General features: G+C 44.8%; 1 protein-coding gene. It reads right to left on the bottom strand.

From position 1 onward, the window contains the following. The coding region (locus QTN47_RS27965) for an Ig-like domain-containing protein (RefSeq protein WP_369332768.1) at positions 1–585 on the bottom strand (585 nt) is incomplete at both ends.

Here is a 585-nt window from a genome sequence, read left to right as displayed (position 1 = left end):
AGCGGTGTTGGTCCTGACCAGTTATAGGTTACACCGGCTGTGGTACTTGTTGCTGTCAGAAGTTGGTCTGAACCTTCACATACAGGTGTCATCGCAATAGTGGGTACAACAGGCATTGGATTGATCGCAACATCTACTGCGGCTGATTGGGATGTACAGGTATTTAAGGTTGCTGATACACTGTAGCTGCCATTTGATGCTGCAGTTGCTGCTTTAATTGTGGCTTTATCATTATTTACGACCAGCGGTGTTGGTCCTGACCAGTTATACGTTACACCGGCTGTGGTACTTGTTGCGGTTAGTAGTTGGTCTGAACCTTCACATACAGGTGTCATCGCAATAGTGGGCACAACAGGCATAGGATTGATCGCAACATTTACTGTAGCAGATTTAGAGGTACAGGTATTTAATGTTGCTGATACACTATAGCTACCATTTGATGCTATAGTTGCTGCTTTAATTGTGGCCTCATTATTATTTACGACTAGCGGTGTTGGTCCTGACCAGTTATAGGTTACACCGGCTGTGGTACTTGTTGCTGTCAGAAGTTGGTCTGAACCTTCACATACAGGTGTCATCGCAATA

Origin of the sequence: Danxiaibacter flavus (genome assembly GCF_041060425.1) — a bacterium.
GTDB lineage: Bacteria > Bacteroidota > Bacteroidia > Chitinophagales > Chitinophagaceae > Danxiaibacter > Danxiaibacter flavus.
This window is presented reverse-complemented; position numbering and strand designations above follow the sequence as displayed.